This is a genomic window from Synechococcus sp. Minos11 (assembly GCF_014279855.1).
Taxonomy (GTDB): Bacteria; Cyanobacteriota; Cyanobacteriia; order PCC-6307; family Cyanobiaceae; genus RCC307.
Genome location: NZ_CP047953.1, coordinates 1,351,261 through 1,376,079, shown reverse-complemented (window position 1 = coordinate 1,376,079; position 24,819 = coordinate 1,351,261). Strand labels below are relative to the sequence as shown.

The following is a 24,819-nucleotide window of genomic DNA, read 5'->3' as shown; positions in this document are numbered from 1 at the left end:
TCATAAACGTTGCAAGGGCAGCCGGCAGCTCTCCGGGGTGAACCACAGCGCGGTGATCAAGGTGATGGCTCCAGCCAAGGCAACCCAGTAGCCCGGCAGCAGAGGATTGCCACTGGTGCTCACCAGCCAGCTGGCGATCAGCGGGGTGGTGCCACCGAAATATCCCTCAGCGACATTGAACGCCAAGGCCAAACCTGTGCAGCGCACCGCTTGCGGCATCAACTCGACATTGGCTGGGTTTTTGGCTCCGGCCAACAAGGCCACCGCCAGCATCAGCAGTATTTCGCCCCTGCTGATCCATGTGGGATTGCCGCTGTGCAGCAGCTCAAAAATCGGTAGGCCTGCGAGCACGAGTAGCAGGGAGCCAGCGATGAGTAGCGGTTTGCGTCCCAGCCGATCTGAGATCCAGGCGGCAATGGGATAGAAGATCAGCAGCAACCCCATGACGCGGGTGTTGAGGGCCAGCGCGACGCTTTCGCTTTGCCCTGCTTCGCTTTGGATGTAGGTGATGACGTAGACGAAGGCCGTGTAGAAGGCAACGCTGCTGGCGACATTGAGCAGCAGAACCCGCAGCACAGCGCCGCTGTGGCGAGCCAAGGCCTGCACGGGGCGGGCACTAGCCGCCGGTGGCGTTTCGCTGTTCAGCCCCCGCCGCAGGACGAAGCCAGTGAGGGCCACCAAAAGACCCAAGGCAAAGGGCAGACGCCAGCCCCAGCTGGACATTTGCGCAGCGCTCAGGCTGTCTGAGAGCAGCGTCCCTGCCGCTGAGCCCAGCAGCATGCCCAGCACCGATCCCCAGAGTCCCCAGATGGTGACCAGGCCGCGGCGATTGGCCGGAGCATGCTCAGCCAGAAACACGATGGAGGTGGTGTATTCACCGCCGGCAGAGAGTCCTTGGAGGATGCGAAGCAACACCAGGGCGATCGGGGCCCAAAGGCCCACCTGCTGGTAGGTGGGCAGGATCGCCATCGAGACCGTGGCTAGTGCCATGGCCATCACTGAGAGGGTGAGAGCTTGGCGGCGGCCAACCCGATCGCCGATGCGTCCAAGCACCACACCTCCGAGGGGTCGCACCAGAAAGCCGGCGGCAAAGGCGCCAAAGGCGGCAATCAGCGAAGCGTTGGGATCACTGGAGGGAAAAAACTGATCGCCGAAGATGCCAACGAAGTAGCCGTAGAGGGCGAAGTCGTACCACTCCATGACGTTGCCAATCAGGCCAGCCAAGATCACCCGCCAGAGCGGTGGCTGATGGGCTCCCATGGCGGCCTGCTTGCTTGCGCTCACCATTAGGAATGAAGTCAGGACCCTGCAAGGGTTCGCTAAGACAACGACGTTTGCTGCAGAGCGATGGCACGTTGGACCGCTGATGCCATGGCTGATCAGGCCGGTCGGCTCGCCCTTGTCACAGGCGCTAATACGGGAATTGGGTATGAGGCTGCTTTGCAGCTCGCCCGCAAAGGTGCCCAGGTGCTGCTGGGCTGCCGCGACGAGCAGCGGGCCAAACAGGCCATCGAGCGCATCCAAGCTGAAGCCCCGAGGGGTTCGGTGGAGTGGCTGCCTTTGGATCTGGCGGATCTCGCCTCCGTCGCTGCTGCCGCCGCCCAGCTGCGTGCGGCCCATCAGCAGCTCGATTTATTGATTTGCAATGCCGGTGTGATGGTGCCGCCGGCGGGGCGCACGGTGGATGGCTTTGAGCTGCAATTCGGCATCAACCATCTTGGCCATTTCGCGCTGGTGTTGCGAGTGCTGCCGCTGCTGCAAGCCGCAACGGCCGCCAGGGTTGTTGCGGTGTCGAGTGGCGCGGCGCTGTTCGGCCGGATGGTGTTTGACGATTTGAATTTTGAGCGCCGGGGCTACCAGCCCTGGGCCGCCTATGGGCAGAGCAAGTTGGCCAACTTGCTTTTCATTGAGGCCTTGGCGCGCCGCCTCAAACGAGCTGGCTCATCAGTGGTGGCCTGCGCTGCTCACCCGGGAGTGACGGCAACGGAGTTGCAGCGCCACAGCCCCAACATGCAAAACATGCCTGCCTGGTTGGCCATGCCAGCCCCCCAGGGCGCCCTGCCTAGCTTGCGCGCCGCCACTGACCCCGCTGTGGAGCCGTTGGACTATTTCGGTCCCGATGGCCTGCTGCAGATGCGCGGCTACCCCAAGCGGGTTCCATGGCCCAGCGGCGCCAAACAACAGGCGATTGCCGATCAGCTTTGGGAGCAGAGTCTGCGCAGTTGTGATCTGGCAGACCCGCTTGTCATGGCTACACCGTGAGCATGGGTAACCACCTCAACAGTGCAGCCATTGCGTTGCTGGCCTTGGCGGTGATTTTTTTGGCGATTAAAGAGCCCAAGTGCGATCCGCCTCAGGGCTCTGGCACAGCAGCGGCTCCGGCGGCTCCTGCCGCCCCAGCGCAGCCACGCCCGCCGCGGGAGTTGCGCAAGTTTTAGGACCAAAAAAAAGCCCCGGCTGGGCCGGGGCTAGATGGATCAAGCGGCGCCGTGTTGCTGGCGAGCCAACAACACTTGTGCTTGATGCAGAGCCTGCTGTTTGGTGGCCTGCTTACGGACGAGATGGAGGATGTTCATCAGTCTCCTGACAGCGTTCCAGCCCCCGTTGCCTGACTGGAATCGAGCTGCATCCCCTTAGGGATCAACGTGACAAAAGAATAACAGTTTTTGGTAGCGACCGCTACGGTTTGCGGCCGAAAAATTGCACCACGGCGCTAGGCCCCTGATGGGCGCTGCCTTCAGCGATCTCCCGTTCGACCTCTTGGAGGATCAACGGTTTCAAGGCTGCGAGCTCGTGCTTCAGCTCGGCTGCATCGATCAACAGCTCCCGTCGCGTGGGCCCGCCGCTGCTGAATCCCAGCTGCTTGGGGCTATAGGCCTCGATCAGCAGGTGTCCCCCTGGCCGCAAGGTCTCTATGGCGTGCTGAAACACCCTGGCTCTGAGGTCAGGCTCCACGTGCATCCAGATTGCTGCGATCAGATCAACGCTGGCTGGTTCGGGATGGAACGCGGCTAGATCGCAGCAGAGGGTGTTGATGCTGACGCCCCGTCGGTGCGCCAGTTCCTCGGCTTTGCGCAACCCCACAGGGCTGATGTCTTGGGCGCACACCTGGTGGCCAAGCTCGGCGAGAAACACCGCATTGCGGCCTTCGCCTTCGGCCAGGCAAAGGGCCTGGCCTGCCTTGAGCCCAGAGGCGTGCTCGTTGAGGAAATCGTTGGGCTGCTCCCCATAGACAAAGCCCGCGCTGGCGAAACGCTGATCCCAATAGCCCTTGGGCCCAAAGCCAGTGCTCATGCCTTGACGGGAAACCCTGCTGCCGGTGAGCGTTCCACAGCGGCGGCTGTGGCTGGTCCCCACAGTCCGTCTTCGACGAGGGGGGCTTCGGGGTTGTGCTCATTCCAGAGCTCCTGGAAGGCCAGCACCTGGGCGCCCCCAAGGTCCACGCCTCCACCTGTGTAGTCAAAGTGCATCGGGTCCCAGGCCCCGAGCCATTGCCAGCCGTGCCGCTCGAGATAGGGGCGCCACCCGCTGGAATCTTCAATGTCGATGGCGAGGCCGCTGTTGTGGTTGCTGAACGGGGGAGGTGCTGCCGCCTGAATGCCGCATTCACCCCGCTGCGCTTGTTGGTGAATCAGGTACTGCTGCATGGGCGTGCGCAGGGCGCTGTTGATCACCAAGGGTTCGCCGCGCTCTTCAACGGCAGCGATCAGAGCCTCGGCTGCCTGGGGTTGCAGCCAGGGGTTGTTGTGGGCGCCCTCCAGTTGGATCAGAGGGTGCGCAATGGCCACCAAGGCGCCCTGCGTTTCGAGGCGATCCAACACCTGCTGAGAGAGTCCGGCAATGGCTCCGGTATCGCAGGCGCTGCTGGTGCCTGCCACGGTGACTGGCTGGCCGCGGCGAATGGTGTCGCTGAAGCGATTCAGTCCATGCTGCCCTCCATTCACCAGGCGTCTGGCGGCAGCCAAGTTGTTACTGGCAAGGGCATGGCGTAGCGGTCCCTCACGCTCTTTGAGGAAGCGGGCCAGAAGGTGGGCGGCCACTTCTGGGTCGTTGGCTAGTTCTGGGCGCTTCAGCAGATCAACGCCAATTTGTTCGCCATAGCGGGCGTAGTTATCCCGTCCGGTGAGTTGCACAAAGCCGCGGCCGCGAAAAGCTTCACCATCGCCAGAGCCGAGGTTGCCCAAATCACGGCGTTCGTCGTAAAGCCCGTAGGGATGGCCGCCGGGAGCCGTGTTCCATGTGGATGGGTGCTCATCAATCGGCTCAAAGCCTTCGCTTTCGGCCCGGATCGTGGCCAACGCCAGCAAGGCCATGGCTCGATCGCCGATGCCCTCCTCCTGAAGGGCCGAGCTGATGTAGGGCCAGTAGCGCGCAATGTTGGTGTGGGGTGTGGCGGCTGGGAATAGCTCGCTGACCTCCGCAGCTGTCAATGGTTGGTGGGCCTGCGCCATGGTGCAGTGATCGACCTATCTGGTGTAGCCATGGCCTTGCCCTTGCCACCTTGGCGGCCGTTGATTCGCTCGGCTCAACAGCGGGAAGGGCGCTCCCCTGCCGCCCGCTGGTTGCAGCTTGCGACTGTGGCCCTCGATGGCACGCCGCGGGTGAGAACCCTGGTGTTTCGCGGTTGGGGCGGGCCCGATCAATTGGATCTGTTGACCGATTCACGCAGTGCCAAGGCGCTGGAGTTGGAGAGGCAACCGGCGATTGAAATCTGTTGGCTGATGCCGAAGGCCAAGCAGCAATTCCGGTTGCGGGGGGTCTGGCAGCCCAGCGGAGTGGACGCAGCTCCAGAGCGACAGCGCCATTGGCAACAACTGAGCCCGGCTGGGCGTGCCCTGTGGGCCTGGCCGGCTCCTGGACGGCCATGGCAGCCCAGTGATCCGTTTGTGGAGCAGCTATCTGCGGAGGCAGAGATCCCCGAACATTTCCAGTTGTTGCGCCTTCAGGTTGAGCGCGTGGAGCAGCTGGATCTAGGCCAGCACCCGCATCTGAGGCAGTCATGGCGACGGGATGAGCAATGGAATGCGTTGCGACTCCGGCCTTGACCCCCTAAATTTTCGCCACTGTCAGAGAACGCTGACATGGATTCCATTCGTCACGACGACACCAGCCTCAAGTGGGCTGCCGATGGGGAGCTCTCCCCTGTTGACCAGCAGCGGATTTTGGCGAGGCTGAGTGCCCAGGACCCCACCGCCCAAGGCCTGTTGCAGTGCTCCACCGAGGATCAGGCTGGAGGTAGTCCTTCGATCAGCTGAATGGCTTCGCAAGCCGTCCTTCTGCAGGCCCATGAGGAGTTGCAGGTTCTCACCCGTGGCGAGGGTTTCCAGCGCATTGATCCCGAGCTGAATCAGTGGATTGCTGCCACCGGCATTCAAGTGGGTGTGCTGCATCTCACCTGTTTGCACACCAGTGCCTCGTTAACGATCAACGAAAACGCCGATCCCCGCGTATTGGAGGACCTGGCGGCTTGGATGCGGCGTGTCGCGCCTCAAATCGGGGTGAATTCCCTGGGGGAGCGGGAGGGGTATCACCGCTACCGCCATGACGATGAAGGCGATGACGACATGCCGGCCCACATCAGAACAGCGCTGACATCCCAAACCCTGAACCTGAGTGTGGTTGGCGGGCGCCTACAGCTCGGGATCTGGCAGGCCGTGTATCTGTGTGAGTGGCGTGCGCGGGGATCATCCCGCCGCATTGCCCTGCATCTGTTGGGCTCGTAGGGCGTGTGCCTCACTCCGCCAGCGGATTATCTGGCGCTTGGCGCGGCAACTCGTCTGGGCTGACATTGCCCGTGTCTGCAGCGCGCTCCACCAGGCTGAGGCCAACGACCAGGGCGATGGCAGCTGCGATGGCAATCACTCCTGCTTTGCCCATGGATTGCGGCGACGCGCTAGGCCAACCATGGCTCCGTTCGCGTGAGTTGGCGACAACCCCTGAGCTGGATTGGAGCTCAAAAGGGCATTAGGAATCCAGGGTCGACCCCTGGTTCACCGCCAAAGTCCCAGCCCTCAGGTCCAGTGGGCTCGGACATGTTGGCCTCGCTGGGCACCGGACCAGCTGTGGGCTGAACGCCATCGAGGCAGCTCATCGGCGCGTTGAAGCCAAAGTCTTCGCAGTTCACCAAATCAGGTTGCGCCATCACGCTGGCCGGGCTGCCCAGCAGGAGTGAGGCCATGACGACGAGAGGGCGGTTCATGCCGGCAGAGCGTCTTGTTTCATGGTGGCCGTCGATGGCGTGCTTGAAAGCGAACGCGGGAATTACCAGCGCACGCGGATCTTCCCGCCATTGGGGCCTTCGAAGCTAACGCTGCCATCTGCCCGGCCAGGACGGTATTCAGGCCCCCAATTGATTGGGCGGCGGCCATCCCACCAATCACCATTGCGGCGGCAGATGCCCTCGCCGGCGTAGTGATAGCCAATGGCGCAAACCTGATGATCACGGCGTCCATTCGGTTGGCAATAGCCCGCGCCCAGGGCTGCTCCGGTTTGAACCCAACGCGCATCGGGCCCACAGTTCTGGGCAGCTTGCGTTGCATTGGGCATCAGCATGAGCGCGGATGCGCCAAGTAGCAGTGTCATCCAGTGGCGCATGGGTTGACTCCTGAAACTCACAGCCTGGCTGCGCCTGCTTGCGCTGTCAGCTTGGCTTGGTGTCCCGTAGGTTTGGCGTTCTCGGATTCAACAGATGGCATCGGGTACATCCAAGGCCATTGGCGCTGTTCGCCGTGCGGGGATTTATGGACTTTTGAGCTATTCAGGCTTGGTGCTGATCAATAACAGTGGTCTTGAACTCAGCAACATGTGGGTGGCTTATTTGCCGATGTTTATTGCTGTTTATGTGGTGACCCAGTGGGCTGATCGGCGTTGGTTGATGCGGCAGCAACAGAACGATGAATGAATCCCAATAAAAAGCACCCGCTGCTCACGAGTGCCACTGCCCATGTTGAAGACCGGTTACCACAGGTCTTGGTTCATTTCTAGCGAGACGATTAGCAGGTGAGATGTTGCATTGACGACAAAAGTTGAACAATGAGAAGACCCGCTGACTGGTTGACTCTTTCAGTGCGCATTGTTGTTGCCGGTGGCTCAGGCATGGGCAGATTCTGAGAACTCACTGAGAAGCCCCTGAGGCTTGTTGTTGCCTGTAGTGCCCAGAACGTTTTTCAGGTTTTAACAGTGCGATTGTCCAGCGAGGTCCACAGCAAGCCCCGTGGGCCAAGGGGGGAATTCGTTCCGCCAACGCTCCCCCCGCAAAATTCAAAAGATGGCTTAAGCCGCCAAGAACCAAGCTCTGGACTGAATAGTCTCCGTTCAGTCAAGCTCCTTTGATGCGGTTTGTTCCGTTGGCCTTGCTGTTGAGCTTGTCGCCACTGCCGTTGATGGCTCACGACGCCCATGGGGCTGCCGCCCTCGGCGTCACGGTGGAAGGTGTGCCCACCACCGTGCTGCAACAGCCACAGCCGGGCGCGCAACGATGAGCCAGCTCTGGCCCGTGGCTCTGGTGCAGTTCCAGGTGAGCCCTGAGCCCCAGGTCAATCGACAACAGGTGCGCCATTGGCTCGAGCAGGCGATGACACAGGCGGGGACGTCGAGCTCGCCCAAGCTGTTGATGTTGCCTGAAGTGTGGAATTCGCCTTATCAAGCTGAACGGTTCGCTGAGTTTGCTGAGCCCATTCCAGAGCTTGGCGCTGATCTGCGTGATGGGCCCTCGGATTCCCTCAAGGTGGTGGCCGACTTTGCTGTCAGCCATCGGGTCAGCGTGATTGCTGGCTCGATTCCTGAATGCAGCAGCGATGGGCGCATTTTCAACACAGCCACAGTGATCAGCCCCGCGGGCTGTTTGCTGGCTAAGCACCGCAAGATGCATCTGTTTGATGTGGATATTCCCGGTGGAATCCACTTCCATGAGTCAGACAGCCTGACGGCTGGCGATCAGATCACCGTTCTCTCGGGTGTGGGCGATCCCCTGGCCAGTGGTGCTGCAACCCCGCCCAATCTTGGTCTGCAGATCTGCTACGACATTCGTTTCCCAGAGTTGGCACTGCTGATGCAGCAGCAGCTGAGCTGTGATGTGATCGCTTGTCCAGCGGGCTTTAGCACCACAACGGGGCCGTTGCATTGGCATCTGGTGATGCGTGCCCGCGCTGTTGATACTCAGTCTTTTGTGCTGGCTTGCTGCAGCGCCAGGCCTCCGCAGGATTCAGGCGACTACCCAAGTTATGGCCACTCGCTGGTGGTGGATCCCTGGGGGCACATCGTGGCGGAGGCGGGCATTGGCGAAGAGGTGGTTCACACCGAACTTGACCTCGATCAAATCGCTGCCGCTCGTGCGGCCATTCCCACCTCTCGCCAACGGCGAGGGGATGTCTACCGCCTTGAGCCATCAGCATGACGATTCCCCCCCAGCTAGTGGCCACGGCCCGTTGCCTCTGGTGGTGGCAATGGCAACGACTGATGGATGGCTTGGCTCCGGCTGATGCGGAGGGCAACTACCAGCGCCGCCCGTCTCAATTCGCTGGACGCCCACTCGAGCCATTGCTGCAGCAGTGCACAACAACCGTTCAACGTCCGCTATTGATCATTGGCCGCAGCTGCCCTTGGGCCCATCGAACCCGCCTGGTGCATCAGCTCTGTGGCCTCGCTGATGCTGTGAACCTCGTGTTGGTGGAGCCCGATCCTCAAGCTGGACGCTGGGTTTTCCCTGCGCCGCTGTTGGGCTGCCGCAGCTTGCAAGAGCTCTATCGCTTGGCTGGGGCCAACCCGCAGCAGCGTGCCACGGTGCCGCTGCTGCTCGATCCAGGCAGCGAGTCGCGCTCACCGGTGATCCTCAGCAATGAGAGTGCGGAGTTGGTGCAACTGCTCAACCGCTGGCCCGGATCAGCGATGGATTTGGAACCGGAGCCTTTGCTGGAGGCCATTGATCAGTGGTCGCAGCAGTTGCAGCACTCCCTCAATGACGGCGTCTATCGCTGTGGCTTTGCCCGCAGCCAAACCGCCTATGACCGAGCTGAGGCCGCGCTCTTTGCTGCTCTTGAAGCCTTGGAAGAGAGCCTGTCGGGTCAAGGGCCATGGCTCTGTGGCGCGCAACTGACCCTGGCGGATGTGCGCTTGTTTCCCACCTTGATCCGTTGGGAGCAGGTGTATGCCCCGCTGTTTGGCTGCAGCCGCCAGCCGCTCTGGTGTCTCCCGGCACTGTGGCAGTGGCGGGCCCGTTTTCTGGCCTTGCCGGGTGTGCTGGAGACCTGTGATCCGCTGGCTTGGCGCACCGACTATTTCGGAGCGCTATTCCCACTGCGTCCCTCAGCTCTGGTGCCGGCTGGCCCGATGGATGGCGCCGCATTGCAGCAGTTGGTGCAACGGCCCGTGCCCTCCACAATGGAGACATGAGCGTTCCTCCGGTTGTCTACGAAGGCGTCTACGGCCCCTACACGGTGACGGGGGAGCATCGCCGTGAAGTGTTGGCCTACCGGATGAGTTTGTTGTTGCTGGCGCTGGCCCAGGTGGCGTTGCTGGTGCAGTGGCGATGGCTCGGGCCGAGCTGGTGCTGGCCCTGGTTGCTGTTGATGGCTGCCGGTTTGGGGGGTGCGCTGCGCTGGGTGCACATCTATTTGGTGCCGTTGCACCGGACCTTGCAGCTGTTTTGGCTGCTGGGCTGTGCTGGTTTTGGGCTGTTGGCTTACCGCGCTGGTGCCGCGTCGATGCTGCCGCAGTTGGTGGATCAGCCGGTCTGGATTTGGTTGGTGGGCCCCTTCTTTGCAGCCTTGGCCGGCTTGGGATTTAAGGAGTTTTTTTGCTTTCAGCGCCCTGAGGCGATTGGCCTGACGCTGCTTTTACCGCTGCTGCTGTTGGGCTGGTGGCTGGGGCTGTGGTCCGCGCCTGTGGCCTCGGTGCTGTTGGCGGCCCAGTCGCTGCTGTTGATGGTGCTAGCGCTGCGCAAATTCCCAATGCCCGAGGAGGCCGACCTGGGGGATTTGAGCGTGTTTGCCAAGCTGGCCGGTGAGCTGAGCTGACGCGCGCCTACAAAGAAACCCCCAGCGAGGCCGGGGGCTTCTTCGGAGCGTCCACGTAGCGAGGAGGCTCATGGCCGACGGGGGCTTCGTCGCCGGGTCCTTCGTCTTTTTAGTCATCCTGTTTCGGGTTGGATTCGCTTGATGACCGATTCCTCACATCTCGTTTCAGAGCCTGTTGAGCCCTTGTCGTGGGCTGAGTTGCAGGCTCTGGCACCGCCGGCTGGCGACCGGGTGGAAGGGCCCACCAATGCGCAGGCCCGCTTGCGCTTGTTTGGCCGCAGCGAGGAGGAGGTGCGGGTGGTGCTTTACCGCGACCATCACGCCTGGTGCCCCTATTGCCAGAAGGTCTGGCTGTGGCTCGAAGAGCAGCAGGTGCCGTATCGCATCGAGAAAGTCACGATGTTTTGCTACGGCGAGAAGGAAGCCTGGTTTAAACGCCTGGTGCCATCGGGGATGTTGCCTGCCTTGGCCCTCGATGGAGAGCTGATCACCGAAAGCGATCGCATCCTTCTGGTTTTGGAGGCAGCGTTTGGCCCCCTAGGGCTTCCCTTGGAGCATCCCCGCATGCTGGGCTTGCGCCAGTTGGAGCGTGATTTGTTCCGGGCCTGGTGCACGTGGCTTTGTTACCCGGGTGATGAAGCCCAAGGCCAGCAACTGTTTGAAGCCCAGATGCAACGGGTGAGTGAGGCCCTCGAGCGCCATGACGGCCCCTGGTTCCTGGAGAGCTTCAGCAGCGCGGATCTGGTCTTTGTTCCGTATGTGGAACGGATGAACAGCAGCCTTCTGTATTACAAGGGCTATGAGTTGCGGGGCCATTGGCCCGCCTTGGATCGCTGGTTTCAGGGCCTTGATGGCCGCAGCACCTACCGCGGAACCCGCAGCGATCACCACACCCATGCCCATGATTTGCCGCCGCAGATGGGCGGCTGTTACTCCAATCGCAGCGCGCAATCGGCCCAGTGGTCGCAGCGGATTGATCAAGGCCCCTGGCAGGGGCTCTCCGATGCCAGCGAAGCGGAGCAGAGCGGTGCAGCGGCCGAAGCCTTGGGCCGTGTGCTGCGGCATCGCGCGGTGCTGTTGCAGCAACACAAGGGATTGGATGACTTCAGCTTGCGATGCGCCTTAAGCCGATTGATGCAGGGCACTGCTTGTCAACCAACCGCTGGCGCCGAGCGTGGCTTGCGCAGCTTGCGGGACCGCATCAGCGTTCCGCGCGATATGGGAGTGCATGCCGCCCGCTTGTTGCGGCAGGCCTTGGAGGACATCGCGTCATTGCAAGGCCCAGGCCAAGGACCGCCGATTCCCGTGCGACACCGGCGGGATCAAGATCCGGCCCCGTTTCTCAAATGTCGTTGAGCAACACCCGTGGATGGGTGGGATCGAGGGCCGAGAGGATGCGCAGGCTGGGGCTGCGGTAGCTGGATTCGCGGAGGGCTGGTTTCTGACGCGCCTGCTGATAGCGATCGCAGCCGTCGGTGGGGGGGACGATCGGGGTGGACTGTTGGGCCATCCAAAGGAAGGACTCTCCACTCGTTATGACGCCCGCTTCGAGGTCCTGATGTGCCCAGCGCTACCTGATAGCCCCGAGTTTTGGGTTCTGGGGCTTGCAGAGTAAAGTCGCCCGGCATCCGGGTGGCTTCGCCGCCTGAAGTCACCCCATCCGAGGTACCCCATGGCGCTTGTTCCGCTTCGTCTGCTGCTCGACCATGCCGCTGAAAACGGTTATGGCATCCCGGCTTTCAACGTGAACAACCTGGAGCAAGTCCAGTCGATCATGGAGGCTGCCTACGAGACCGATAGCCCCGTCATCCTGCAGGCTTCCCGCGGTGCTCGCTCCTACGCCGGTGAAAACTTCCTGCGTCACCTGATCCTGGCGGCTGTCGAGACCTACCCCGACATCCCCGTGGTGATGCACCAAGACCATGGCAACAGCCCTTCCACCTGCTACGGCGCTGCTGCCAACGGTTTCACGTCCGTGATGATGGACGGCTCCCTGGAAGCCGATGCCAAGACCCCTGCTTCTTACGACTACAACGTTGCGGTCACCAAAGAGGTGGTGGACGTGGCCCACGCCATTGGCGTGAGTGTTGAAGGTGAGCTCGGTTGCCTGGGTTCTTTGGAAACCGGCAAGGGCGAAGCCGAGGACGGCCACGGTTTTGAGGGTGAGCTCTCCAAGGACCAGCTGCTGACCGACCCTGCTGAAGCTGCTGACTTCGTCTCCAAGACCAACGTTGATGCCCTGGCCATTGCCATCGGCACCAGCCACGGCGCTTACAAGTTCACCCGCAAGCCCACCGGTGAAGTGCTGGCGATCTCCCGCATCGCTGAGATCCACAAAGCCATCCCCAACACCCACCTGGTGATGCATGGCTCCTCCTCCGTTCCCCAGGAGTGGCTGGAGATGATCAACAAGTTCGGCGGTCAGATCCCCGAGACCTACGGAGTGCCTGTCGAGGAAATCCAGGAGGGCATCCGCAATGGTGTGCGCAAGGTGAACATCGACACCGATAACCGCCTGGCCTTCACCGCTGCTGTGCGCGAAGCGGCTGCTGCTGATCCCGCCAACTTCGACCCCCGTCACTTCAACAAGCCGGCTCGTAAGTACATGAAGCAGGTCTGCTTGGATCGCTACACCCAGTTCTGGGCCGCTGGTAACGCCAGCAAGATCAAGCAGCGCGACATCAACTACTACGCCGGCCTGTATGCCAAAGGCGCCCTGGACAGCAAGGTTGCTGTTGCTGCCTGATTCAGCGTTAGACGTTCAACGCATCGAAGGGGCCCTGCGGGGCCCTTTTTTTTGTGCCTACGAGGCCACCAGCTTTCGCAGGGCGCTGTTGAGATCGTCCTCCATCACAAAGCGGCGACCATCGGTGACGATCACCTTCACCAAGGTGGGAATGCCGCCGTTGCGGGCCTGCAGATAAATCGGCTCGACATAGAGCAGTCCCTTGCCCAAGGGAATCACCAGCAGGTTGCCCTGCAACACGCGCGAGCCCTCTCGGTTCCAAAGACCGAATTGACGGCTGATTTCAGGCTCCTGTTCGATTAAGGCGGAGATCTGCTGTGGGCCCAGCAGCAGGCGTTGCTGCGGGAAACGCCACAGCCGCAGTTGGCCGTAATCGGCAACGGTGTTGCGCGCCGCCAGCCAGCTCACCATGTTGGGCCGCCGCAGGGGGGTGAAAGGCAGAAGTAACACAAATTCCGGGGTGTCTTTGCCCGGCAATTGCATGGTGACGTGGTACGGCCTGACCTCCACTTGCTTGGAGCCATAGATCTCCTTGGGAATGCCCCAAACGTCGTCGCCGTTGTAGAAGCTGCGCACATCGGTGACGTGAAAGCGCAGCAAGCGTTCGGCCTGAACTTGGAACTGGGTTTTGGGAACCAGCAGGTGATCGCGCAGCGCCAGCGGCATCGACTCCAACGACCGGAACATCTCCGGGAAGGCATTGCGCCATGTGCGCAGCACCGGGTCACCGGGATCCATCACGTAGATCCAGACACGGCCGTTGAGGGCATCCACCACCACCTTGACCGGGTTGCGGAAGTAACGGATGCCGCTGGGGTTGGCGGCGCTGTAGGGGTAGGAGCGGCTGCTGGTGAAGCCATCGAGCAACCAGTACTGGTGCTGCTCAGCCCGGTAGCCATCCACGGCGGGAACCCGCGCGGTGACGAGGTAGGGCTGGCTTTCAAAGGTGAGGAAGGGGGCAATGGCGTCGAGCCGCTCTTGAACTTGGCGCCGCAACAGCAGGCGGCTGTCGTGCCGCAGTGAGCCGTCAAACAGCAGCCGTGGTTCTCTCAAATAGGCCGCAGCCAGAAGCCGCTGCAACGGATGGCCAATGGGGAGGCCGCCGTCACCGCTGTAGTGCGAATAGAGGTTCTCTTCCCCATCGGGGTAGTTGAACTCGCGCACCTTGCTGGGTGCCACGGCATAGAGCGATGGCGAGGCGCCGTAATAAAGCTCTGGTTTGCCAATCGGAAAGGCTGCAACGGCCTGGGCTGTGGTGACACCCAGGTTGGGCAACCCCTGAACCACGCTGTTGCGCCCCAGATCTTTCACGAAGTACTCCGGTAGTCCGTCGGGGCCCCAGCTGTTGACCGGTGAGACGGTGAAGCCAAAACCATGGGTGAACACAAGGTGTTGGTTCAGCCAGGTCCGGGAGGTCGCGGGCAGTGCCGTGACATCAATTTCCCGGGCCGCCACCATCACCTGTTGCCGGCCTTGGCTGAGGTCGTCGCTGAGTTGGTAGCGGTCAACGGCAGCAGACCAGAAGTCGTAGACCAGCCGCAGTTGTTGCAGCTGGGCGTTGGCTTCCAGCAACGGTTGGGTGTCCCAAAGGCGGATGTTGTCGATCGTGCCGGGGGACTGCTCGAGATCGGCGGCGGTCAGTTGTTGTCTGGGGTTGAGCGTGCTCACCCGCATCCTGTTGAGATCAAAGGCTTGCCGTGTGCCTTGGATCATGCGTTTGAGATAGGGGCGCTCCATCTGCAGTTCCCGCGGCTGCACCAGCAATTTCTGCACCAGGGGTGCGGCGATGACTTCCGCGATCGGCAACAGCAGTGCCGTGATCGACACCGGCAACAGCAGGCGCCGCCGCTGCGGCAGTGGCAGCAGCAAGCTGAACAGCATCGTGAGCAGCACCAGGCTGAGCAGAAGCCTCAGCGGCAGCCGCAAGTGCAAATCCACCCAGCCGGCACCAGCCACCACGCCATGGCTTTGCACCATGAGTTCAAACGGCGCCAGGGAGGCCATCAGTGCGGCCACCAGGGCCAGCACCGCCAGCTGCGGCCGCAGCACCGCTTGCTGTTGACGGTTGAAACCAGCGAAGCGCCAGTCGCTCAAGGTGTTGCCTTGGCTGAGGCACAACCAAAAGCAGGCGCTTAAGCCGACCAGGCCTTGGGCCATCAGCACGCTGAGCACCAACTGGAAGGCCGGTAAGCGCAGCACTGTGAAGCTGAGGTCAATGCCGGTGACCGGGTCGCCTTCGCCAAACGGCGATGCCAAGATCGCCGGCAACCAGAAGCTCCAGGCCCGAGCCAGGGCCGTTGCTGAGGCCAGGATCGACAGGCTGAGGCTGATTCTCAAGGTGGTCAGCGGCCACCGCAGCAGAAACACCAACAACACCGCTGCAATGCCCAGCACCAGCGGCAGTGGCAGTGACCCCAGCACCGGGAAGCTGCTCAAGACAATGCCGCTGAACGGCTCTTGCAGCAGCCCGAGGGCCTGCACAAATAAATAAGAGGTGGCGGTGCTCAACAGGCCGAGCGCGATCACCAGTGAAACCAGTAAGCCCCAGCTGCGAAGGGGCATGAACATGCTCTCGCCGCGGTAGGCCTGGTCACGCCGGCGCAGCTTCCAGCAGCGCTGCAACTGATTGAGTTGCACTGGGATGCCGATCCCCAGCACCAGCGCCAAGGCCAGAAATTGCAAGCCCCAGCGCTTGAGCACCACGGGCCCCAGTTCAAATTGTTGAAACCACTGCAGTTCAATCCACAACCGCGGCAGCACGACCAACACCATCGCCGCGGCGGCGATGGCCAGCAGCACAGCGGGGCGGCTCAAACGTTTCATGGGCAGAGGCTAGTCAGCACGTGCGATCTGGCATGATCAGCTAAACCCGATGGTGAGAGTCGGGATTAACCAGGAGCCGGGCTTGGCGCTGCTACGGTTTCGGGCAACTGCTGCATCGGTGTGACCGCAACCCTGACATCGCAGACCTTCGCAGGCCTGCGCTGCAAAGAATGTGGCCATGCCTATGCGCCCGAAGCGCGTCACGTCTGTGAAGACGTCTGCTTTGGCCCCTTAGAAGTTGTTTACGACTACGACGCCATCCGTTCCCGCGTCAGCCGTGCCTCTATTGAGGCCGGTCCTGCTTCGATTTGGCGTTATCGCGAGTTCCTGCCCATCGAGGGTGATCCGATTGATGTCGGCACTGGCTTCACCCCGTTGCTGCGCGCAAACCGTTTGGCTCGCCGCCTCGGTCTCAAGGAGCTTTACATCAAAAACGATGGGGTCAACATGCCCACCCTCTCGTTCAAAGACAGGGTGGTGAGCGTGGCCTTGACCCGGGCCCGGGAATTGGGCTTCTCCACGGTGAGCTGTGCCAGCACCGGCAACCTCGCGAACTCCACCGCCGCCATCGCTGCGCACGCCGGCATGGAGTGCTGCGTCTTCATTCCAGCTGATTTGGAAGCTGGAAAAATCCTGGGCACCTTGGTCTACAACCCCACCTTGATGGCGGTTCGCGGCAACTACGACCAGGTCAACCGTCTCTGCTCTGAGGTGGCCAACACCTATGGCTGGGGCTTCGTCAACATCAATCTGCGTCCCTATTACTCCGAGGGTTCCAAGACCCTGGGCTATGAGGTGGTCGAGCAGTTGGGCTGGCGCCTGCCGGATCACATCGTCGCGCCCCTCGCCTCCGGCTCCCTCTTCACCAAGATCCGCAAGGGCTTTGATGAATTCATGAAGGTGGGCCTGGTGGAGGAAAAGCACGTGCGCTTCAGCGGTGCCCAGGCCGAGGGCTGCTCCCCGATTGCGCAAGCATTTGCCGAAGGTCGCGACTTCATCACTCCGGTGAAACCCAACACCATCGCCAAGTCCATTGCCATCGGTAACCCCGCTGATGGTCCCTATGCCCTGGATATCGCTAGCCGCACCGGCGGCTCGATCGCAGCGGTGAACGATGAGGAGATCATCGAGGGCATCAAGCTCTTGGCCGAAACCGAAGGTGTGTTCACCGAAACCGCCGGTGGCACCACCATCGCCGTGCTGAAGAAGCTGGTGGAGCAAGGCAAGATCGACCCCTCCGAGACCACCGTTGCCTACATCACCGGTAATGGCCTCAAGACCACCGAGGCGGTGGCGTCCGCCGTTGGTGAGCCGCTCACCATCGATCCTCAATTGGCTGATTTCAATGCCGCCTGGGAGCGCGCCCAGTCATTGCAGCGCGCCACCTGGGACACCGTTGGCGTTTGAGTAGCGCCCTTCTTTCGACTGATTGTTTGCTGTTGCCATGACCGTTCAGGTTCTGATTCCCACCCCCCTGCAGAAGTTCACCGCTGATCAAGCCACCGTCAGCCTCGAGGCCACCAGCGTCGATGAGCTGATCAAGGCCCTCGATGGCACCTTCCCCGGCCTGGGCAATCGCCTTTGTGATGAGAACGGCAAGCTGCGCCGCTTCCTCAACGTCTACGTCAATAGCGAAGACATCCGCTTTCTCGACAACCAAGCCACCGCACTCGCTGATGGTGATGAGGTCAGCATCGTTCCAGCCGTGGCTGGTGGCTGATCAGCCAGCGACAACAGCCGGTTGCGTCTGAGCGGTTTCATAGCGCTCGACCCGCTCCCTGAATTCATCGCCACTGAGGGATTCCATCTCGATCAGGTTCGTCACCAGCTCATCCATGAGCTGCCGGCGGGGCTCCAGTAGCTGCACGGCGTGATCGAGTGCTTGGCGGGCGATTTGTTGCACCTGCTGATCAATGGCTTGACCGGTGCTGGCGGAATAGTCGTGCTCAGGGCGTGTCCAATCGCGACCCAGGAACACTTCACCGCTATCGCTTTCGTAGGCCACCGGCCCCAGCACGGAGAAGCCATAGCGGGTCACCATTTCCCGGGCAATTCGCGTCACCATCTGCAGGTCGCTGCTGGCTCCTTGGGTGACTTCTGAGGCTCCAAAGACCACGAGTTCAGCAGCGCGGCCACCCATGGCCACCACGAGCCTGGCTTGCAGGTAAGCCCGGCTGATCAGGCCACTATCGAGAATCTCTTCGTCGGGGGTGGTGCGGGCAAAGCCGCCAATGCCGCCGGACCTGGGCAGGATCGTCAGCTTGTCGAGGGCATCGGCGGCGGGCAGCAAGGTGGTGATCAGGGCATGGCCCACCTCGTGGTAAGCGATCAAGCGCTTTTTGGCGCTGTCCTGCAGCGGCCTCGCCCCCATGCCGAGGGTGACGCGCTCCAGGGCGTCGTGCATGGCTTGCTCATCGACGAACGTGCGTTCACGGCGGGCCGTGAGGATGGCCGCCTCGTTGATCAAGTTGGCGAGATCCGCTCCGGAAAACCCAGGCGTCCGCCGCGCCCAGAGTTCCATGGAGACTTCATCGCTCAAGGGTCGACTGCGGGCATGGACGCCAAGGATGGCTTCGCGGCCGCGGCGATCAGGAAGCTCCACCATGATCTGGCGGTCAAAGCGACCTGGACGCAACAGGGCCGTATCCAAGACATCGGCCCGATTGGTGGCCGCCAGCATGATGATTCCGGAGTTCTCTTCGAACCCGTCCATTTCCGTGAGCAACTGGTTGAGCGTTTGTTCGCGCTCGTCGTTGCCACCACCGATGCCAGCCCCGCGTTGGCGGCCAACGGCATCGATCTCGTCGATGAAAATGATGCAGGGGGCCTTGGCCTTGGCCTGGCGGAACAGATCGCGCACGCGGCTGGCACCCACCCCCACGAACATCTCGACAAATTCCGAGGCCGACAGGGTGAAGAACGGCACCTCGGCTTCTCCGGCAATGGCCCTGGCCAAAAGGGTTTTGCCGGTTCCGGGAGGGCCAACTAACAGCACGCCGCGGGGAATCCGGGCGCCCAGTGCCGTGAAGCGTTCAGGTTCTTTGAGGAAGGTGACCACTTCCTGCAGTTCTGTTTTGGCTTCGTCGATGCCAGCGACGTCGTCAAAGCGCACGTCCACGGATCCTTCCGGTTGCACCCGCGCTTGGGTGCGGCCAAAGCCCAACGCTTTCTGAGCAACGTTGGCGGAGCGCCGGAAGAGCAAGACCAACAGCCCCAGCACCATCACCGCCAACAAGCCATTGACCAGCAGGCCGGTCATGGCGGCTTCCCCCTGGCTGTTACGCACATCGAGGGGCACGTTGTGGGCCTCAGCGGTGCGCAGCACCTCCTGGTCGTTCGGGAAAATATTGACCTTGGACGTCTTCCCGTCTTTGAACTGAACCTGCACCAGATCCTGGTTGGGAAGCAGCACCAACTGCTCCACTTGGCCGGCGCGCATGGCTTCCAGCAGTTGGCTGTAACTCGGTGAGTCGCTCAAATCACCTATCGCCACTGCGTTGGCTTTCTGACCGGAGCTTAGCGATTGACGAAGGGACTCTCGAGAACAGACAATTTCTGTTTGCCGGCATTTGAGCAGCGATGGCCGTTCCCAAGAAGAAAACCTCCAAAGGGAAGCGCGACCAGCGTCATGCCCACTGGAAAGCCAAAGCCCGCGTGGCTGCACGCAAGGCGTTGTCGGCTGGTAAGGCCGTTCTCAGTGGCCGTGCCCAAGGTTTCGTTTACCCGATGCCTGAAGAGGACGGCGAGGCTGAATCCTGAGTTAACTGCCGATCTTGAACGCTTCTAAAACGATCAGGTAGAGAAACCCGATCCGGAAGTTGTCGATCGCAATCCAGGCCAATCCAGGCTGCTGGCCGGCGTAACGCTGGCGCAGCCGGATCAGGACTTCAAAAAACAACAGCAGCCCCAGCGCGCCCAGGCTCTGCACCTTCAGCAGGCTGAGGTAGAGCGTGGTGACGTTGGCTGCTGTGTATCCACCGGCAAACAGGGCGATCAGCGCCACGCTTTTGTCGCGCCAGCGTCTGGTGACCCAGCCGAGCAGGCGTTCGCCAACGGTGGTTTGCAGCTGATTAAACCGGGTGTTTTGCAGCGGCGGTTGGGTCATGGCAACAGGGCGCTGAGCTGCTTGAGGGTCACAGGCCCCTGGCTGAGATGCTCCACCACCAAAGCGGCCTCGGCAAGGGCTGTGGCGCCGCCGCTCCAGTTGTCTGTGGTGATCACCACCTCAAGCCCAGCGCCCTTGGCAGCGGCGAGGCCTTGGGGTGAATCCTCAATGGCGAGGACCTCGCAGGCCGGCAACTTCAAGTGCTCCAGGGCGAGGGTGTAAGCCTCTGGATCCGGTTTTTTGCGTTGCACGTCGTCGCCGCAAATCCAGCCGCCAAAACAGGCCTCCAGCTCCGGTGTGTTGTGGAGCAGCGCCGCCACGGCAGCGCGCCCACTGGTGGTGACAATCCATTGCTGCAGCCCAGCTGCCGCCGCTTCGCAGGCCAAGGTCAAGACGCCAGGACGCAATGGGACGCTGCCCCGGCGCAATAGCTCGCTGTAGTGCTGTTGTTTGCTGCGGTGTAGCTCGGCGGCAAGGCCCTCATCGCGCTGAGCCACCTCAGCCATCCAGGCCAGGATCCGCTCGCGTCCACCGCTGGTGTGCAACAGCCGCTGGTAGGTGCTGGTGTCCCAGTGCCACGGCAATCCCGCGGCGGCGAAGGCGGCATTGAAGGCTGGCCGATGACCCTGCTGCTCGGTGTCAGCCAAGGTGCCGTCCACGTCCCAGAGCAGGGCTTGCAGGCGGGGCATCATGCAGTGGAATTGCGCGAACCCTAGGCGGCTCCCATCAGCACCTCTTCGGCTCCCCATTGGCAGTTACCGGCCCCGTTGCCACCGCTGCCTCTCCCCCAATCGCTCGCGCTGCCCCCGGCTCTGGTGGCGGTCCTGCAGCGCCGTGGGGTGCAAAGCCAAGAGGAGCTGCAAAGCCTGTTGCAGCCCGATCCGGCACCGGAGGCCAAGGCCCACTTTCCCGATCTTGAAATTGCTGTGCAGCGGCTGCTGCAGGCCTGTCGTGAAGGCCAAGTCTTGGCGGTCTGCGGCGATTACGACGCCGATGGCATGACCAGTACCGCCCTGTTGGTGGGGGTGCTGAGCCGTTTGGGGGCCAAACCCCAGGCGGCGATTCCTAGCCGGCAAAGCGAGGGCTATGGCCTCAATGCCGCCATGGTGGAGCGCCTGGCTGAGCAGGGCGTCAAGTTGCTGGTGACCGTCGACAACGGCATCAGCGCGCGAGAAGCCCTGGAATGTGCTGAAGGGTTGGGCTTGGAGGTGATCGTGACCGATCACCACACCATTCCGCCGCAGCGTCCACCGCTCTTGGCTCTGCTGCATCCAGCTCTCACACCGCCCAGCTCGCCCTACCGCGGTTTGGCTGGCGTTGGTTTGGCCTACGTCTTGGCGGCTGCTGTGGCCGAGCGACTGCGCAACCCCCAGGCGCTGCGCACAGCTCTGGATTTGTTCTGCATTGGCACCATCGCCGACATGGCGCCGCTGACTGGTGTGAATCGCCGCTGGCTGCAAGAGGGCCTGCCGCAACTGCACCGTTCGCTGTTGCCGGGACTGCGGGCCTTAGCGGAACTCGCCGGTCTGGAGGATCGCCCCATCGACAGCCAAGGGGTTGGCTTTCGCTTGGCCCCGCGCCTCAATGCGGTGGGTCGCTTGGCCGATCCACAGCTTGCTGTAGAGCTGCTCACCACCGCCGATGCCGATCGTGCTCTGGAGCTGGCGGAACGCTGTGAACAACTGAACCGGCAGCGACGTGAGCTCTGTGACGGCATCGAAGCGGAGGCCAATGCGCTGGTGGAAGCCGATGGTGATCAGCGGCCAGCCTTTCTTTTATTGGCCCAAAACCATTGGCACCACGGCGTGATTGGCATCGTGGCTGCTCGCTTGGTGGAGCGCTGGGGTCTGCCGGTCGCCCTGCTCGCTGGGGAGGGCAATGGTCGGTTGCGCTCATCGGTGCGGGCCCCTGAGGGTTTTGCGGTGGATGCCGCGTTGCAGGCCTGTGCTGATCTGTTGGAGCGCTTTGGCGGTCACCCCGCCGCCGGCGGATTCACCGTTCAGGCCACCCAGGTGGCCGCCCTGCATGAGCGGCTCAATGGCTTGGCCAATGACTGGCTTGCGGGCCGGGAGCATGCCTTGGTGCTGCGCCCCGAAGCCTTGCTGCCGCTGGAGCAAATCGACCGTGATTTTCTTCAGCAACTGCGACGGTTGGAACCATTTGGCGCTGCCAACCCCAGTCCCCTCTTTTGGGCTCGACACTGCAAGGTCAAACGGCAGCGCTTGCTTCGCGGCGGTCACCTACTGCTCGAACTGGCTGTCCCGACGGGGTCACTGAGTGCGATTGCCTGGCGTTGGAGTGGTCCTGAGCCCAGCAGCCCGACGCTTGATCTGGCTTTTCGCCTCAAAGAAGACCACTGGCAGGGGCAGCCCAGGCTGCAATTGGAATTGGAGGCCCTACGCCCCGCCCTGCATGAACGGGTCACCCTCTGGCGCCGGCAGCGCTGCTATCAGTGCGAGCGCCAGGGCGATGCCTTGGTGATTCGTAATCCAGAGGGGCGCGAATTGCGTTGCCAGTGGCCCCAAACCCCTGGTGACAATTCCGACCCGGTCCAATCTCACCCCGATACCGCTGAGCTGGTGCAGCATGCTGCTCTTGCTCTCGGCTTTGTTGCCTGATGTCTGTGGCCTCAGCACCGCGCAATTGGTTGCCGTTGATGCTGCCGTTGATGTTGCTGGGCTTGGTGATCGGGGTGATTTGCATCCCGCTCAACGAGATCGACAGCATCAGCGATCACGTTCTGACCGATGTGTTTGCCCTTGGCGAAGGCCTGGGTTGGTTCGTGTTGCTGCCACTGGTGGCGATGCCACTTGTCTTGCAGCTGCAGCAGCGCTGGCTGCGGCCTGGAGCTGGTTCTGGCATTCCTCAGGCGGATGCCTGCATCGAAGACCCTGAGCTCGCTCCCAAGTTGTTGGGCCTGCGGCCCCTGCTGTCGCGGCTGGTGCTCTGGTCGATTGCCGCTGGCTGCTTGCTGCCGATCGGCCGGGAAGGTCCGGTTGTCTTCGTTGGTGCCAGTGCGGTTTGGCTGATGCGCCGCAGCCTCAAAGGCCCCCTGCGGGAGATTGGCATGCCTGTTCTGTTGGCTGCCGCCGGTGGTGCTGGCTTGGCTGCAGGCTTCAACACGCCCTTGGTGGCCATTCTGTTTTCGGCAGAAGATCTGCTGAAGCGCTTCAACTTGCCGCTGGTGTGGTCGTCGCTGCCCGTCGCCCTGCTGGCTTCCCTGGTAGCGGCCTATGGCGGGCAGCCCACCTTTGCCTACGGCGAGCTGCCCATGCTGGTGGAAGGCCCCATGCAGATGCTGTTGGCCCTGCCAGTTGGTGTGGCCTGCGGTTTGATCGGTGCGCTGTTCAGCTATCTGCTGCTCACCTTCACCCGCAAGGTGGCACCCCTGGCTGTTCGCTACCCGCTGCCGATGGGCTTGCTGCTGGGCTTTGGAATGCTGTTGATGGCCCTGGGGAACCCCCGCGTGTTGGGGGAAGGTTCCGCTGTTCTGCACGACATCATCAACAACGCTGGTGAGGTGCCCCTGTGGTCGGGCCTTGCCGTGATTGCAGAGCGGGTCTTGGGGCCGATCTTGGTGCTGGGATCAGGAATTCCTGGCGGCCTGATCGATCCGGCCCTGGCCTTTGGTGGCGTCACCGGAGCCGTTGTGATGCCGTGGTTTAGCGGTCACACCGGATTGATCGGCATGATTTGCGGAATGGCTGGCGGCTTGGCTGGAGCCACCCAACTGCCGATCTTTGCGGCGCTTTTCACCTTGAAGCTGACCGGCGCGCTGGATTGCGTCCCCGGACTGCTGGTGACCAGTGCCATGGCGGCTTACATCAGCCGTTGGCTGCAACCCAAGCCGATTTATCACGCCCTTACCGAGATCTTTCTCGGTAAGGACGATTTGCCAGAAGAGCCGGAACTACCGAAGGCGTAAGGCCTCAGAGGGCGCCGCGGCGGTAGAAAAGGATGAAGACCACAGCCGGACCAGCCAGGGCGATCAGAGCCAGGGCTGCGAAGTTGGCAATCAGGGAGAAATCGATGCCCATGGCGAGCGGCAGTGATGCAATCCCTGTGACTTTACGGGCTTTGCTGCCGAACTGGCCCGCGATGGCCCACAGGCTGTGATGGCCTGTCACAGCTGGCAGTGCATCAGCGGCTGTGGTGCCTGCTGCCGCCTCGATCCCGAACAGCGGGGCGAGGCCCTCGACGCCCTCAGCCCTGAGGAGAAAGCCCAGTACCTGGAGATGGTGGGGCCTGATGGGTGGTGCATTCACTACGACACCGGCGCTCGCTCCTGCCGGATCTACAGCGAGCGGCCGAACTTTTGCCGGGTGGACCAATTGGCTCAGCGCTTTGATGTGGCTGCCCAGCACCAGGATTCCTTCGCGATCGATTGCTGCCGCCAGCAAATCCGTGTCGAATACGGTGGGCGCAGCCTTGAAATGCGCCGTTTTGAGCGGGCCATCCGAAACAACAAAGGTGGTGGAGGCTCCCCTTCAGACCAGTGATTCCCAGCCCACGGGGCGTTGGGTGTTGTTTGTCTCCACCTTCACCACCGTTTTTTTGGCGGAGCTGGGCGATAAGACCCAATTGGCCACGCTGTTGTTGTCAGCCCAATCCGGCCGGCCCCTGCTTGTGTTTGTGGGCGCGGCTTTGGCTCTGGTGAGCACATCACTGGTGGGTGTGCTGCTGGGGCAATGGTTGTCCCGTCATGTGCCGCCGCGGCAGTTGGAGCGGTTGGCAGGCGGTTTGATGGTGATTTTGGGGGCGGCCATTGGTGGTCGTGCCCTGGTTCAGTTGCTGCCGAGCTGAGCGATGCCAACTCCTTTTTCCAGTGCTGATTTCGCCTTGGTGGGTTCCACCTTTTTGGCCGTGTTCCTGGCGGAGCTCGGAGACAAGACCCAGCTGGCCACCGTGGCCATCAGCGGTACGAGCAAGTCCCCAGTGGTGGTGTTTGTCGCCAGTGCCTCGGCCCTGGTTTTGGCCAGCTTGATTGGGGCCTTGGCCGGTGGCTCGTTAGCCCAACTGGTGCCAGCTGAGTTGTTGCAGCTGCTGGCGGCGGTGGGATTCCTGGTGATTGGTGCTCGCCTGCTTTGGGCGGCCTCGGCCAGTGATGGCTCGCCCCATAACTAAACTGAGTC

At 62.0% G+C, this 24,819-nt stretch carries 32 protein-coding genes; 20 read left to right on the top strand and 12 right to left on the bottom strand.

Annotated elements, in window-relative coordinates; all coding sequences use genetic code 11:
* The gene (locus SynMINOS11_RS07650) at positions 1-1,287 is read right to left on the bottom strand and encodes an MFS transporter (protein ID WP_255445349.1); all 1,287 of its coding nucleotides are present in this window, start codon (positions 1,285-1,287) and stop codon (positions 1-3) included.
* Positions 1,288-1,347: 60 nt separating this feature from the next.
* Here SynMINOS11_RS07650 and SynMINOS11_RS07645 point away from each other — a divergent pair, with 60 nt between their 5' ends.
* Positions 1,348-2,262 carry an oxidoreductase gene (locus tag SynMINOS11_RS07645; RefSeq protein WP_186547714.1) on the top strand — a complete coding sequence of 305 codons (915 nt, stop codon included), beginning with the start codon at positions 1,348-1,350 and terminating at the stop codon, positions 2,260-2,262.
* A complete protein-coding gene (locus SynMINOS11_RS07640; RefSeq protein ID WP_186547713.1) occupies positions 2,259-2,438 on the top strand; it encodes a hypothetical protein in 180 nt (59 codons plus the stop codon). Before SynMINOS11_RS07645 ends, SynMINOS11_RS07640 begins: the two co-directional genes overlap by 4 nt.
* Positions 2,439-2,679: 241 nt before the next feature.
* Here SynMINOS11_RS07640 and SynMINOS11_RS07635 read toward each other — a convergent pair whose 3' ends face one another.
* A complete protein-coding gene (locus tag SynMINOS11_RS07635; RefSeq protein WP_186547711.1) occupies positions 2,680-3,294 on the bottom strand; it encodes a class I SAM-dependent methyltransferase in 615 nt (204 codons plus the stop codon).
* Positions 3,291-4,451: a D-alanyl-D-alanine carboxypeptidase family protein gene (locus SynMINOS11_RS07630; RefSeq protein ID WP_186547709.1), complete on the bottom strand. Its 1,161-nt coding sequence runs from the start codon at positions 4,449-4,451 to the stop codon at positions 3,291-3,293. The genes SynMINOS11_RS07635 and SynMINOS11_RS07630 overlap by 4 nt, the downstream gene beginning before the upstream one ends.
* Here SynMINOS11_RS07630 and SynMINOS11_RS07625 point away from each other — a divergent pair.
* Genes SynMINOS11_RS07625 through SynMINOS11_RS07615 form a run of 3 tightly spaced genes read left to right on the top strand, consistent with a single transcriptional unit; the run spans position 4,434 to position 5,723 of the window.
* Positions 4,434-5,045, top strand: a complete 612-nt coding sequence (locus tag SynMINOS11_RS07625; protein ID WP_255445348.1) for a pyridoxamine 5'-phosphate oxidase family protein — start codon at positions 4,434-4,436, stop codon at positions 5,043-5,045. The genes SynMINOS11_RS07630 and SynMINOS11_RS07625 overlap by 18 nt on opposite strands.
* Positions 5,046-5,081: 36 nt before the next feature.
* Complete coding sequence (locus SynMINOS11_RS07620; protein ID WP_186547707.1) at positions 5,082-5,255, top strand: hypothetical protein; 174 nt, start codon at positions 5,082-5,084, stop codon at positions 5,253-5,255.
* Positions 5,256-5,723 (top strand): secondary thiamine-phosphate synthase enzyme YjbQ, encoded by a 468-nt coding sequence (locus SynMINOS11_RS07615; protein ID WP_186547705.1) that lies wholly within the window; start codon positions 5,256-5,258, stop codon positions 5,721-5,723.
* Between the two features lie 10 nt (positions 5,724-5,733).
* Here the strand turns inward: SynMINOS11_RS07615 and SynMINOS11_RS07610 are convergent, their stop codons facing one another.
* The 3 genes from SynMINOS11_RS07610 to SynMINOS11_RS07600 form a co-directional block, all read right to left on the bottom strand.
* Positions 5,734-5,877, bottom strand: a complete 144-nt coding sequence (locus SynMINOS11_RS07610; protein WP_186547703.1) for a hypothetical protein — start codon at positions 5,875-5,877, stop codon at positions 5,734-5,736.
* A 76-nt stretch (positions 5,878-5,953) separates the two neighbouring features.
* Positions 5,954-6,199 (bottom strand): hypothetical protein, encoded by a 246-nt coding sequence (locus tag SynMINOS11_RS07605; protein WP_186547701.1) that lies wholly within the window; start codon positions 6,197-6,199, stop codon positions 5,954-5,956.
* 62 nt (positions 6,200-6,261) lie between these two features.
* Positions 6,262-6,546, bottom strand: a complete 285-nt coding sequence (locus SynMINOS11_RS07600) for a hypothetical protein (protein WP_255445347.1) — start codon at positions 6,544-6,546, stop codon at positions 6,262-6,264.
* Between the two features lie 142 nt (positions 6,547-6,688).
* Between SynMINOS11_RS07600 and SynMINOS11_RS07595 the strand changes: the two genes are divergently transcribed.
* The 6 genes from SynMINOS11_RS07595 (at position 6,689) to SynMINOS11_RS07570 (ending at position 11,369) form a co-directional block, all read left to right on the top strand.
* On the top strand, positions 6,689-6,901 hold the full coding sequence (locus tag SynMINOS11_RS07595; protein ID WP_011935916.1) for a hypothetical protein: 213 nt from the start codon (positions 6,689-6,691) through the stop codon (positions 6,899-6,901).
* Between the two features lie 430 nt (positions 6,902-7,331).
* Positions 7,332-7,481 carry a hypothetical protein gene (locus SynMINOS11_RS07590; RefSeq protein WP_186547697.1) on the top strand — a complete coding sequence of 50 codons (150 nt, stop codon included), beginning with the start codon at positions 7,332-7,334 and terminating at the stop codon, positions 7,479-7,481.
* Entirely contained in the window at positions 7,478-8,395 is a 918-nt protein-coding gene (locus tag SynMINOS11_RS07585; RefSeq protein ID WP_186547695.1) for a carbon-nitrogen hydrolase family protein, read from the top strand. Before SynMINOS11_RS07590 ends, SynMINOS11_RS07585 begins: the two co-directional genes overlap by 4 nt.
* The gene (locus SynMINOS11_RS07580; protein ID WP_186547693.1) at positions 8,392-9,390 is read left to right on the top strand and encodes a glutathione S-transferase C-terminal domain-containing protein; all 999 of its coding nucleotides are present in this window, start codon (positions 8,392-8,394) and stop codon (positions 9,388-9,390) included. Before SynMINOS11_RS07585 ends, SynMINOS11_RS07580 begins: the two co-directional genes overlap by 4 nt.
* Positions 9,387-10,013, top strand: a complete 627-nt coding sequence (locus SynMINOS11_RS07575; RefSeq protein WP_011935913.1) for a DUF2301 domain-containing membrane protein — start codon at positions 9,387-9,389, stop codon at positions 10,011-10,013. Before SynMINOS11_RS07580 ends, SynMINOS11_RS07575 begins: the two co-directional genes overlap by 4 nt.
* 141 nt (positions 10,014-10,154) lie before the next feature.
* A complete protein-coding gene (locus SynMINOS11_RS07570) occupies positions 10,155-11,369 on the top strand; it encodes a glutathione S-transferase family protein (RefSeq protein ID WP_186547691.1) in 1,215 nt (404 codons plus the stop codon).
* On the opposite strand, the gene SynMINOS11_RS07565 is transcribed toward SynMINOS11_RS07570, so the two are convergent.
* Positions 11,356-11,523: a hypothetical protein gene (locus SynMINOS11_RS07565; protein ID WP_011935911.1), complete on the bottom strand. Its 168-nt coding sequence runs from the start codon at positions 11,521-11,523 to the stop codon at positions 11,356-11,358. The two genes, SynMINOS11_RS07570 and SynMINOS11_RS07565, sit on opposite strands and share 14 nt — an antisense overlap.
* Positions 11,524-11,685: 162 nt before the next feature.
* On the opposite strand from SynMINOS11_RS07565, the gene fba reads away from it, so the two are divergent.
* The gene (fba, locus tag SynMINOS11_RS07560; RefSeq protein WP_011935910.1) at positions 11,686-12,759 is read left to right on the top strand and encodes a class II fructose-bisphosphate aldolase; all 1,074 of its coding nucleotides are present in this window, start codon (positions 11,686-11,688) and stop codon (positions 12,757-12,759) included.
* A 57-nt stretch (positions 12,760-12,816) separates the two neighbouring features.
* On the opposite strand, the gene SynMINOS11_RS07555 is transcribed toward fba, so the two are convergent.
* The gene (locus SynMINOS11_RS07555; protein WP_186547689.1) at positions 12,817-15,582 is read right to left on the bottom strand and encodes a UPF0182 family protein; all 2,766 of its coding nucleotides are present in this window, start codon (positions 15,580-15,582) and stop codon (positions 12,817-12,819) included.
* 120 nt (positions 15,583-15,702) lie between these two features.
* Here SynMINOS11_RS07555 and thrC point away from each other — a divergent pair, with 120 nt between their 5' ends.
* Together thrC and SynMINOS11_RS07545 are read left to right on the top strand one after the other, a co-directional pair.
* Entirely contained in the window at positions 15,703-16,989 is a 1,287-nt protein-coding gene (thrC, locus tag SynMINOS11_RS07550; protein WP_011935908.1) for a threonine synthase, read from the top strand.
* Between the two features lie 37 nt (positions 16,990-17,026).
* Positions 17,027-17,302: a MoaD/ThiS family protein gene (locus tag SynMINOS11_RS07545; protein ID WP_043738138.1), complete on the top strand. Its 276-nt coding sequence runs from the start codon at positions 17,027-17,029 to the stop codon at positions 17,300-17,302.
* On the opposite strand, the gene ftsH is transcribed toward SynMINOS11_RS07545, so the two are convergent.
* A complete protein-coding gene (ftsH, locus tag SynMINOS11_RS07540) occupies positions 17,303-19,021 on the bottom strand; it encodes an ATP-dependent zinc metalloprotease FtsH (protein ID WP_255445543.1) in 1,719 nt (572 codons plus the stop codon). It abuts the gene before it with no gap.
* 140 nt (positions 19,022-19,161) lie between these two features.
* Here ftsH and rpmF point away from each other — a divergent pair, with 140 nt between their 5' ends.
* Positions 19,162-19,341, top strand: coding sequence for a 50S ribosomal protein L32 (gene rpmF / locus SynMINOS11_RS07535; protein ID WP_011935905.1), 180 nt, complete (start codon positions 19,162-19,164; stop codon positions 19,339-19,341).
* A gap of 1 nt (position 19,342) precedes the next feature.
* Here rpmF and SynMINOS11_RS07530 read toward each other — a convergent pair whose 3' ends face one another.
* Both SynMINOS11_RS07530 and SynMINOS11_RS07525 read right to left on the bottom strand, forming a co-directional pair.
* Positions 19,343-19,687, bottom strand: coding sequence for a DUF565 domain-containing protein (locus tag SynMINOS11_RS07530; RefSeq protein WP_011935904.1), 345 nt, complete (start codon positions 19,685-19,687; stop codon positions 19,343-19,345).
* On the bottom strand, positions 19,684-20,376 hold the full coding sequence (locus SynMINOS11_RS07525; RefSeq protein ID WP_255445346.1) for an HAD-IA family hydrolase: 693 nt from the start codon (positions 20,374-20,376) through the stop codon (positions 19,684-19,686). Before SynMINOS11_RS07525 ends, SynMINOS11_RS07530 begins: the two co-directional genes overlap by 4 nt.
* A 78-nt stretch (positions 20,377-20,454) precedes the next feature.
* Between SynMINOS11_RS07525 and recJ the strand changes: the two genes are divergently transcribed.
* Positions 20,455-22,305: a single-stranded-DNA-specific exonuclease RecJ gene (gene recJ / locus SynMINOS11_RS07520; protein WP_186547683.1), complete on the top strand. Its 1,851-nt coding sequence runs from the start codon at positions 20,455-20,457 to the stop codon at positions 22,303-22,305.
* On the top strand, positions 22,305-23,612 hold the full coding sequence (locus tag SynMINOS11_RS07515) for a chloride channel protein (protein WP_186547681.1): 1,308 nt from the start codon (positions 22,305-22,307) through the stop codon (positions 23,610-23,612). Before recJ ends, SynMINOS11_RS07515 begins: the two co-directional genes overlap by 1 nt.
* A gap of 4 nt (positions 23,613-23,616) precedes the next feature.
* On the opposite strand, the gene psb30 is transcribed toward SynMINOS11_RS07515, so the two are convergent.
* Positions 23,617-23,814, bottom strand: a complete 198-nt coding sequence (gene psb30, locus SynMINOS11_RS12965; RefSeq protein ID WP_255445345.1) for a photosystem II reaction center protein Ycf12/Psb30 — start codon at positions 23,812-23,814, stop codon at positions 23,617-23,619.
* Between psb30 and SynMINOS11_RS07505 the strand changes: the two genes are divergently transcribed.
* From SynMINOS11_RS07505 to SynMINOS11_RS07495, 3 genes are read left to right on the top strand one after another with little or no spacing between them, the layout of a single operon-like run.
* Positions 23,803-24,186, top strand: coding sequence for a YkgJ family cysteine cluster protein (locus SynMINOS11_RS07505; protein WP_186547679.1), 384 nt, complete (start codon positions 23,803-23,805; stop codon positions 24,184-24,186). The two genes, psb30 and SynMINOS11_RS07505, sit on opposite strands and share 12 nt — an antisense overlap.
* Positions 24,158-24,490: a TMEM165/GDT1 family protein gene (locus tag SynMINOS11_RS07500; protein WP_186547677.1), complete on the top strand. Its 333-nt coding sequence runs from the start codon at positions 24,158-24,160 to the stop codon at positions 24,488-24,490. Before SynMINOS11_RS07505 ends, SynMINOS11_RS07500 begins: the two co-directional genes overlap by 29 nt.
* Positions 24,491-24,493: 3 nt before the next feature.
* Positions 24,494-24,811, top strand: coding sequence for a TMEM165/GDT1 family protein (locus tag SynMINOS11_RS07495; RefSeq protein ID WP_186547675.1), 318 nt, complete (start codon positions 24,494-24,496; stop codon positions 24,809-24,811).
* Positions 24,812-24,819 lie beyond the last annotated feature (8 nt).

Excerpts from the sequence above, each read along its gene's own strand:
- SynMINOS11_RS07505 (WP_186547679.1), top strand. The coding sequence starts at position 23,803 with ATGGCCTGTCACAGCTGGCAGTGCATCAGCGGCTGTGGTGCCTGCTGC.
- SynMINOS11_RS07580 (WP_186547693.1), top strand. The coding sequence starts at position 8,392 with ATGACGATTCCCCCCCAGCTAGTGGCCACGGCCCGTTGCCTCTGGTGG.
- SynMINOS11_RS07590 (WP_186547697.1), top strand. The coding sequence starts at position 7,332 with ATGCGGTTTGTTCCGTTGGCCTTGCTGTTGAGCTTGTCGCCACTGCCG.
- fba (WP_011935910.1), top strand. The coding sequence starts at position 11,686 with ATGGCGCTTGTTCCGCTTCGTCTGCTGCTCGACCATGCCGCTGAAAAC.
- SynMINOS11_RS07635 (WP_186547711.1), bottom strand. The coding sequence starts at position 3,294 with ATGAGCACTGGCTTTGGGCCCAAGGGCTATTGGGATCAGCGTTTCGCC.
- SynMINOS11_RS07600 (WP_255445347.1), bottom strand. The coding sequence starts at position 6,546 with ATGCCCAATGCAACGCAAGCTGCCCAGAACTGTGGGCCCGATGCGCGT.
- SynMINOS11_RS07585 (WP_186547695.1), top strand. The coding sequence starts at position 7,478 with ATGAGCCAGCTCTGGCCCGTGGCTCTGGTGCAGTTCCAGGTGAGCCCT.
- SynMINOS11_RS07495 (WP_186547675.1), top strand. The coding sequence starts at position 24,494 with ATGCCAACTCCTTTTTCCAGTGCTGATTTCGCCTTGGTGGGTTCCACC.
- SynMINOS11_RS07570 (WP_186547691.1), top strand. The coding sequence starts at position 10,155 with ATGACCGATTCCTCACATCTCGTTTCAGAGCCTGTTGAGCCCTTGTCG.
- rpmF (WP_011935905.1), top strand. The coding sequence starts at position 19,162 with ATGGCCGTTCCCAAGAAGAAAACCTCCAAAGGGAAGCGCGACCAGCGT.
- SynMINOS11_RS07605 (WP_186547701.1), bottom strand. The coding sequence starts at position 6,199 with ATGAACCGCCCTCTCGTCGTCATGGCCTCACTCCTGCTGGGCAGCCCG.
- SynMINOS11_RS07575 (WP_011935913.1), top strand. The coding sequence starts at position 9,387 with ATGAGCGTTCCTCCGGTTGTCTACGAAGGCGTCTACGGCCCCTACACG.
- SynMINOS11_RS07515 (WP_186547681.1), top strand. The coding sequence starts at position 22,305 with ATGTCTGTGGCCTCAGCACCGCGCAATTGGTTGCCGTTGATGCTGCCG.
- SynMINOS11_RS07595 (WP_011935916.1), top strand. The coding sequence starts at position 6,689 with ATGGCATCGGGTACATCCAAGGCCATTGGCGCTGTTCGCCGTGCGGGG.
- SynMINOS11_RS07555 (WP_186547689.1), bottom strand. The coding sequence starts at position 15,582 with ATGAAACGTTTGAGCCGCCCCGCTGTGCTGCTGGCCATCGCCGCCGCG.
- SynMINOS11_RS07650 (WP_255445349.1), bottom strand. The coding sequence starts at position 1,287 with ATGGTGAGCGCAAGCAAGCAGGCCGCCATGGGAGCCCATCAGCCACCG.
- SynMINOS11_RS07545 (WP_043738138.1), top strand. The coding sequence starts at position 17,027 with ATGACCGTTCAGGTTCTGATTCCCACCCCCCTGCAGAAGTTCACCGCT.
- SynMINOS11_RS07610 (WP_186547703.1), bottom strand. The coding sequence starts at position 5,877 with ATGGGCAAAGCAGGAGTGATTGCCATCGCAGCTGCCATCGCCCTGGTC.
- SynMINOS11_RS07645 (WP_186547714.1), top strand. The coding sequence starts at position 1,348 with ATGGCACGTTGGACCGCTGATGCCATGGCTGATCAGGCCGGTCGGCTC.
- SynMINOS11_RS07630 (WP_186547709.1), bottom strand. The coding sequence starts at position 4,451 with ATGGCGCAGGCCCACCAACCATTGACAGCTGCGGAGGTCAGCGAGCTA.
- SynMINOS11_RS07565 (WP_011935911.1), bottom strand. The coding sequence starts at position 11,523 with ATGGCCCAACAGTCCACCCCGATCGTCCCCCCCACCGACGGCTGCGAT.
- SynMINOS11_RS07530 (WP_011935904.1), bottom strand. The coding sequence starts at position 19,687 with ATGACCCAACCGCCGCTGCAAAACACCCGGTTTAATCAGCTGCAAACC.
- SynMINOS11_RS07615 (WP_186547705.1), top strand. The coding sequence starts at position 5,256 with ATGGCTTCGCAAGCCGTCCTTCTGCAGGCCCATGAGGAGTTGCAGGTT.
- ftsH (WP_255445543.1), bottom strand. The coding sequence starts at position 19,021 with ATGCGCGCCGGCCAAGTGGAGCAGTTGGTGCTGCTTCCCAACCAGGAT.
- SynMINOS11_RS07525 (WP_255445346.1), bottom strand. The coding sequence starts at position 20,376 with ATGCCCCGCCTGCAAGCCCTGCTCTGGGACGTGGACGGCACCTTGGCT.
- SynMINOS11_RS07620 (WP_186547707.1), top strand. The coding sequence starts at position 5,082 with ATGGATTCCATTCGTCACGACGACACCAGCCTCAAGTGGGCTGCCGAT.